At 64.8% G+C, this 6,281-nt stretch carries 5 protein-coding genes; all 5 read right to left on the bottom strand.

Going from position 1 to position 6,281, the window contains the following annotated elements:
- Positions 1 to 99 precede the first annotated feature (99 nt).
- The gene (locus A7V84_RS12100) at positions 100 to 1,710 is read right to left on the bottom strand and encodes a TolC family outer membrane protein (protein ID WP_063492158.1); all 1,611 of its coding nucleotides are present in this window, start codon (positions 1,708 to 1,710) and stop codon (positions 100 to 102) included.
- Positions 1,703 to 2,551, bottom strand: a complete 849-nt coding sequence (locus A7V84_RS12095; protein ID WP_025517213.1) for a hypothetical protein — start codon at positions 2,549 to 2,551, stop codon at positions 1,703 to 1,705. The genes A7V84_RS12100 and A7V84_RS12095 overlap by 8 nt, the downstream gene beginning before the upstream one ends.
- Before the next feature lie 11 nt (positions 2,552 to 2,562).
- Positions 2,563 to 3,324, bottom strand: a complete 762-nt coding sequence (locus A7V84_RS12090; protein ID WP_025517214.1) for a SapC family protein — start codon at positions 3,322 to 3,324, stop codon at positions 2,563 to 2,565.
- 175 nt (positions 3,325 to 3,499) lie between these two features.
- Positions 3,500 to 5,335, bottom strand: coding sequence for a sensor histidine kinase (locus A7V84_RS12085; protein ID WP_063940001.1), 1,836 nt, complete (start codon positions 5,333 to 5,335; stop codon positions 3,500 to 3,502).
- Complete coding sequence (locus A7V84_RS12080; RefSeq protein ID WP_025517216.1) at positions 5,332 to 6,009, bottom strand: LuxR C-terminal-related transcriptional regulator; 678 nt, start codon at positions 6,007 to 6,009, stop codon at positions 5,332 to 5,334. Before A7V84_RS12080 ends, A7V84_RS12085 begins: the two co-directional genes overlap by 4 nt.
- Positions 6,010 to 6,281: the final 272 nt, after the last annotated feature.

Genomic DNA, 6,281 nt, shown 5'->3' with positions numbered 1-6,281 from the left:
ATCGTTACCCGATATCCAGTGTCGCCAGGCCAGGCCTGGCGCAAAATGTGAAATGACTCCCGCACCGGCGGGAGCCGCGTCCATTCAGTTTCGTTTCGGCTACCACATCTGACGGCTGATCGCCGCGATGTCCGCCGCGTTCAGCGTGCCGGCTGCCTGCTTCAGCTTCAGGCCATCGAGCATGAAGTTGTAGCCCGCCTCGGCCTGCTGGCGTTTCGCGTTGTACAGATTGCGCGTGGCATCGAGCACCCCCACGATGTCATTGATGCCGGCGCGAAAGCCTTCTTCCTTGAGGGTCAGGGCCATTTCGAACGACTGCACCGAGGCATCGAGCGCCTTGATGCGGTCGATGCCGATGACCATGTTCTGGAACGAGGAAAACACCTGGCGCTGCACCTTGCGCCGCGCCAGGCTGAGATCGGCGCTCGCCGCGCCAAGCCGGCTGGCGGCCGCCTGGCTCATGCCATAGGTGTAGCCGCCCTGGAAAATAGGCACGTTCAGGCTGAGCGTCACGCGGGTATCGCCCACCGTGCTGCCGCCGCCAAACAGACTGCCGCCGGTCTCATTGCGGCCGGTGGAGGCGCGCAGGGCCACGCTGGGATAATGCCCGGCGCGCTGGACCGACACCTCTTTCTCGGCCACCGCCACGCCTGCCGAGGCCGCGCGGATCGACCAGTTCTGGGCCAGCGCCGTGCGCAGCCACTGATCGACATCGTTGGGCTCGGGCAGGGCCAGGGGGAGATCCTTGCGCACCGGACGCAAGGCCGGGCTGCCATAGCCGATGATTTCCTGCAGCGCCTGCTGCTTGTCCTGATAATCGTTGCGCGCCAGCAGCGTATTGGCCTGCTGGATGTCCAGGCGGGCCTGCACTTCGCTCACCCCGACCTGGGTCTCCTGGCCGCTGTGATAGCGCGCCTGCACCAGCTCCATCTGCTTGGCGGTGGTGCGGTGCTCGGCTTCGGTGAGTTCGATCTGGTCCAATGCCGCCAGGATGCTCAGATAGGCCGTGGCGGTACGCAGCATCAGATCCTGCTGCGAATAGGCGTAGGCAGCGACTTCCTTGCGCTCGGCATCCTGCGCCTGACGCCACTTGTGATACGCACCCAGGTCAAAGATCGGCTGGGTCAGGCTGACCGACCAGCCCTTCTCTGTCCAGTTGGCGCGTCCAGACTGATAGACGGCGTTGCGGCTGTCGACCACGTTCTGGCGCACCCGGGCCTGATTGGCCTCGGCATTGACCGCCGGCAACAAGCCCGCCCGCGCGGCCGTCACGCCAAAGCCCACCGCCTGCAGCTCCTGGTAGGCGCCACGCAGCTGGGGGTCGTTCTGCAGAGCCATCAGATAAGCCTGCTCCAGCGTCAACGCTTCGGTCTGGGCTGGCAACGGCGCGCCGTTGTACGCCGGCATGTCGCGCGCCAGATAGCTCAACGGCGCCGGCAGGCTGTCGGCCTCCTCGAAGCGCGGCGCGGGCTGCGGCGGCACGGCGTCCATGGCCGTGCTGGGCGCGGGCTTGCCCGCCTCATCCCACTTCAGCGAGCCATCAGCCGTCTGCAGCGCGCTGGCCTGCTCCTCGGTTTGCGGACCGGTGATCCTGGCCAAGGGATCCGAGCTGCTCGCGCAGCCCCACAGGCCAGCCAGCAGCAGGACCAGACTGCCTTTGAGCACACCGCGCCCACGCGCCAGACGGAGAAATTCAGCAGTTTCAGTCATAGTAGACAGTCAGGAATTCGTGGCCGTCCCGCGCCGTGCCGCCAGCCAGGCTATAGAGGCTGCGAGGCTCGTCGGGCACCAGATAGCCGAGCACTTCGCTTTCGGCCAGCGCCAGGCTGCCCGCAAGCCGCAGGAGATCGGGAATGACGGCACGCAACGGCAAGTCGGTGCCCCGGAAGGTGACGGTGAACGAGTCACGCCGGCTGGCGGCCTCGTCCACTTCAAGAAACATGAAATCCTGTGCGCGTCCCTGCGCGACGGCCAGGTCGATGAGCTTGTGCGCGGTCTGGCGCAAGACCGGCTGGGCCAGGCGCGCCAGGTAGGGCGCCAGATAGCTGTCGAAGGCCTCGCGATCGGGCAGATGACGCATCCGATAGGCGGTGATGATCGGCGCCAGGTCAAGGGCAGGACACCATTTGTAGCCGCAGCCCAAGGGCAACACCCCCTCGCGCTGCAGCGCTTCGGGGGTGGACATGAGCTCCAGATAGATCCGGTAGTTGCCGAGGCCGCGCTCATCCGGCTCGTAAGCGAAATAGGCCGCGCGGGCATACTCCATGTCAGCCAGGATGCGCCCCCACAAGCCGGACGGCACCTGCAGGGCGCGCGCCAGGGTGGACCAGTCCAGCTGGCGCCAGTTGTCGCGCGACAGCCCCAGCATGTAGCGGTTGCCCACCAGACCGGCGGCCGAGAACTTCATCGACCACTCCACCCCGTCGAGCGTCTTGCCCTGGAACACCGACAGCAGACGGTCGGCCCAGAAACGCGCATCCCCCTGCAGGGTATGCAGAGGAATGTGGGGAACAGCCGCCTCGGTGTGCGGCTGCAATGTCGCCGTGACCATGGCCTTCAGGCTCAGGCCACCGCTTCCTGCGGTTGCTCACCGCCCTGGGCGCGGCGCTGCTGGTCCATCAGGCCGGCCAGCCGCTGCACGTTGCCCAGCGAGGCGCGATGCAGTTCGGCCAGGCGCAGGATGCCGGCGCGTTGCAGCTCCAGCACACGCTGGTCATCCAGGCCGGCGAACTTCTGGTCGTCGATGACCCAGAAGCCGCTCAGATAGCGGTCGCCTTCGGTCTGCGAGATGGTGATGGTCTTGGGGGTCAGCAGGCCCAGTTCCTTCAGGCGCTGCGCCATTTTCTTGGTGACTTCCATCTCGCCCTGGAAGACGCGCAGGAACTCCATCATCTGCCCCAGGTACTCGCTTTCCTTGCCGTCCTCGAAAAGCGCCACGCCCTCGTCGGCATTGACGCCCGGGTACGACTCATCGATGCAGACGGCCAGGCGCTCGGCATCCGACGTGGTGCCCAGCACAAAAGGGTAACGGCGAGCGAACGCCGGCACATAGGTGTCCTCTTTCCACATTCCTTCCGGCGTCACGAAGAGGTTGACGCGATCTTCCAGGCCGAGCAGCACGGCCACGTGGAATTCGCCCTGCTCGTCGCCCACGAACACGATCGGATAATGGCGCCCTGCATCGGCAAACTCGCTGGCCGCGATCGGCAGCGCGTTGGTATCACGCGCGAAAGCATAGTGATCGGGCTGGATCTGGATGCGCGTGTCCTGATGCGCGGCACGGTCCAGGGCGACAGCGCGCTCGTAGAAAACAGTTGCGGACATAGCTAACCCCTCTAATTGTTACGCAATATTTCCCGCCAATCTGGCGCAACCGTTCCGGCTGCCCGGGCTGGCATCGTTGCACTGCAATAATCGATGCCAGATCACTGGGAGAATTCGCAATAATTAGAACGAATCGTCACAAGGTCCGTCTATGCCGCAAATCCGGTATTTATGGTTACTGAGGCAAGGTGGCGGTCAGAACCGTCAGACCGCTGCGCGAGGCGACCTCTAGCGAGCCCCCCACCCGGGCGATGCGCGCCTGCATGCTGCGCATGCCTACGCTGATGCCGCAACGACGCACGGCCTCCACATCGAACCCTACGCCATCATCCTCGATACGCAGCGCCAGGCGGCCCCCGGCCAACTGCTGCAGGGCCACCACGACGTGACGGGCGCGGCTGTGCTTGATGACATTGGTGAGCGACTCTTCCAGCAGGCGCGTAAGGGCCTGGCATTGGGCGGCATCCGGCAGCGCCGACCACGCTTCGGGCACCTCCCAGCGCACGCCGATGTCCAGCTCGTCGAACAAGGACGTGAAGCGATGGCGCAGCGGCGCAATCCATTCGCCCGGGGTCGCAGGCACCTGCACGCCTTCGCTGCAGCCGCTGTCTATGGTCTGGCGCAGGTCATCGCGCACCTGCTTGAGAATGGACAGCACCTGGCGGTTCTGCAAGGGCTCGCCGGCCTGCTCCACCAACGCCATCATGCGCATCAGCGAGCCACCCGGACCGTCATGCAGGTCATGCGCCATCTGCAGGCGATCCTGCAGCCGGGTGTTGGCCAGCTCGAGCGAGTGCTCCAGGGCGAGCGAGGTGCGCAGCTCGGCGCGCGCCTGCTGCACCCGCTCGGCCAGCTCCTGGTTGAAGCGCTCGACCCGCGACATGTTGCGCGCAATCCGCATGCCCAGCACCGCCGACATCGACAGCATGGCCACCACGCTGGTGAACGCCGTGTAGGAGACGCTTCCCGGGATAAGCTTGAACATCAGCAGGAAATCGTGCAGCCCCGCAAGCAGGAACAGCAACAGCCCGCCTGCCATCACCAGATGATCGGTCTGGCGGGTGCGCCAGGCATGAAAGGGAAACTGCAGACAATTGGCAAAAAAGATCAGCGCCGGCACGATCACCCCGATCAGCAGCGCATGGCGCAGATAGGTATCGGGCGTAAATGCCAGCATGGCCAGCAGCGCAGCGCTCACCCACCATAGTGCGCGCTGCAGCCGCGGCAGGCGCTGCTCGCCAAACCGCCAGACGAACATGCAGAAGCAGGCCACATACAGCACCAGCGCCATCAGATTGGCGCGCGCCATGGCCTCGCTGCTGCCCAGCGGCCAGGGCGAAGTCAGCAAGACATTGGCGATGAACAGCGACCAGAAGAGCGCCATGGCCGCGTACCAGCCATAATCATGCTGGCTGCGACGCACTACCCAGATACAGAAGAACAGCCCCCCCATCGCCAGCGACACCACCAGATTCAGGGCGTAAAGGCTGCGGTTGCGCCACCACAGGTCTTCACTCAGCGCCTGCATGGCCGGCACCGGCCCCAGATGCACGCTTCCCAGGCCGGCGCTCAGCTCGGCCGAGCCGCTGACCCGGAACCAGAGCGTATTGACGCCCTCACGCAGCGATGAAGCCGGCAACACCCAATGTCGGGGCATGTTCCAGCTGCGCGACAGCGGTTCGACCAGACTGGCGTCGCGCCAGATCAGATCGTCATTGCTGTAGACCTCGCCAGCCATGACGACCGACTCCAGCGTCAGCCCCACGGCCATGGCGCCGCCACAGGACGACGACCAGTCCATCCGGTACCAGACGCTGCCCCGGTGCGCCGGCCACAGGCTGCGCCAGGCGTGCGGCAGCGTCACGGTCTGCCAGTCCAGCGGGGTTTCGCGTGTGCCATCGGGCTGGGCGCGCGCAGCCTGGATATCCAGGATACGTACCTGGCAATCCGTTTGCGCGACCGCCGCCGGCAGGCAGCACAGCAGCAGCCAGAGGGCGAACAGGGTTCTCAATCGAGCCAACCGGCCGCGCGCGCGGCATGCACTGCCTTGGTGCGCGAGGTCACCGTCAGCTTGCGATAGATATTCTTGATGTGCTGTTCGACCGTGTGGCGCGACAGATGCAGCTGCTCGGCGATCTCGCGATTGCCCAGGCCGCTGGCCACCATGCGCAACACCTGCATCTCGCGCGGACTGAGCGGCCCGGTGGATGGCAGCACTGCCGGCGGGTCGACGCGGCCCAGAAACTCCTGCATCAGGCGGCGCGCCATGAACGGATCGATGGGGGCCCCTCCGTTGAGCAGGTTGCGGATCGCAATGCCGACTTCCATATCGTCACGCTCCTTGAGGACGTAGCCGCTTGCACCCGCTCGCAACGCTTCCAGGATCGCCTCTTCCGAACGCCAGGCCGACACCACCAGGATCAGCATGGCCGGATCGGCCTGGAACAGCTCGCGGATCAACTCCAGACCGCTGCCATCGGGCAGGCCCAGGTCCACCAGAGCCACGGCCGGGCGCTGACGGGCAATCGCCGCGCGCGCCTCGGCCAGCGTCCCCGCATGGCTGATGGCCGAGGGCGGATACTCCAGTTGCAACAAAATACGCTGCAGGCGCTCTCTCAGCAGCGGTTCATCCTCGACCAGCAACAACGGAGCGCCCACGGGTAAAACATTATTTTCAGCAAGCATGCAGCAGCACCACGGCAGACCAACATTGCGATTATCCCGATGCATCGAGATGTGAGGGAAAAATGCGCAAAATTAATCGAATCGGTATTAACCAGCCACTCTGGAATGGGGCGCAAGCATAGCACCAGCCCTGCGCAGGCCTTGCCCCGCCTGGCTCTGCGCGTATCTTGCCCCTCCCAAGGCACCAGTTTTTTCTGGAGAGATCCGGAAGCGACATTCTTTTTTTGAAACATACCGGATGTTTATGACGTTCTTATAAGAGCAATATTCCC

It is taken from the genome of Bordetella trematum, assembly GCF_900078335.1.
GTDB classification, from domain to species: Bacteria; Pseudomonadota; Gammaproteobacteria; order Burkholderiales; family Burkholderiaceae_B; genus Bordetella; species Bordetella trematum.
The sequence above is the reverse complement of the archived record's forward strand: the minus strand, read 5'-3'. Positions and strand labels throughout refer to the sequence as shown.

Coding starts and splice junctions, on each gene's coding strand:
- A7V84_RS12100 (WP_063492158.1), bottom strand. CDS start 1,710: ATGACTGAAACTGCTGAATTTCTCCGTCTGGCGCGTGGGCGCGGTGTG.
- A7V84_RS12095 (WP_025517213.1), bottom strand. CDS start 2,551: ATGGTCACGGCGACATTGCAGCCGCACACCGAGGCGGCTGTTCCCCAC.
- A7V84_RS12090 (WP_025517214.1), bottom strand. CDS start 3,324: ATGTCCGCAACTGTTTTCTACGAGCGCGCTGTCGCCCTGGACCGTGCC.
- A7V84_RS12080 (WP_025517216.1), bottom strand. CDS start 6,009: ATGCTTGCTGAAAATAATGTTTTACCCGTGGGCGCTCCGTTGTTGCTG.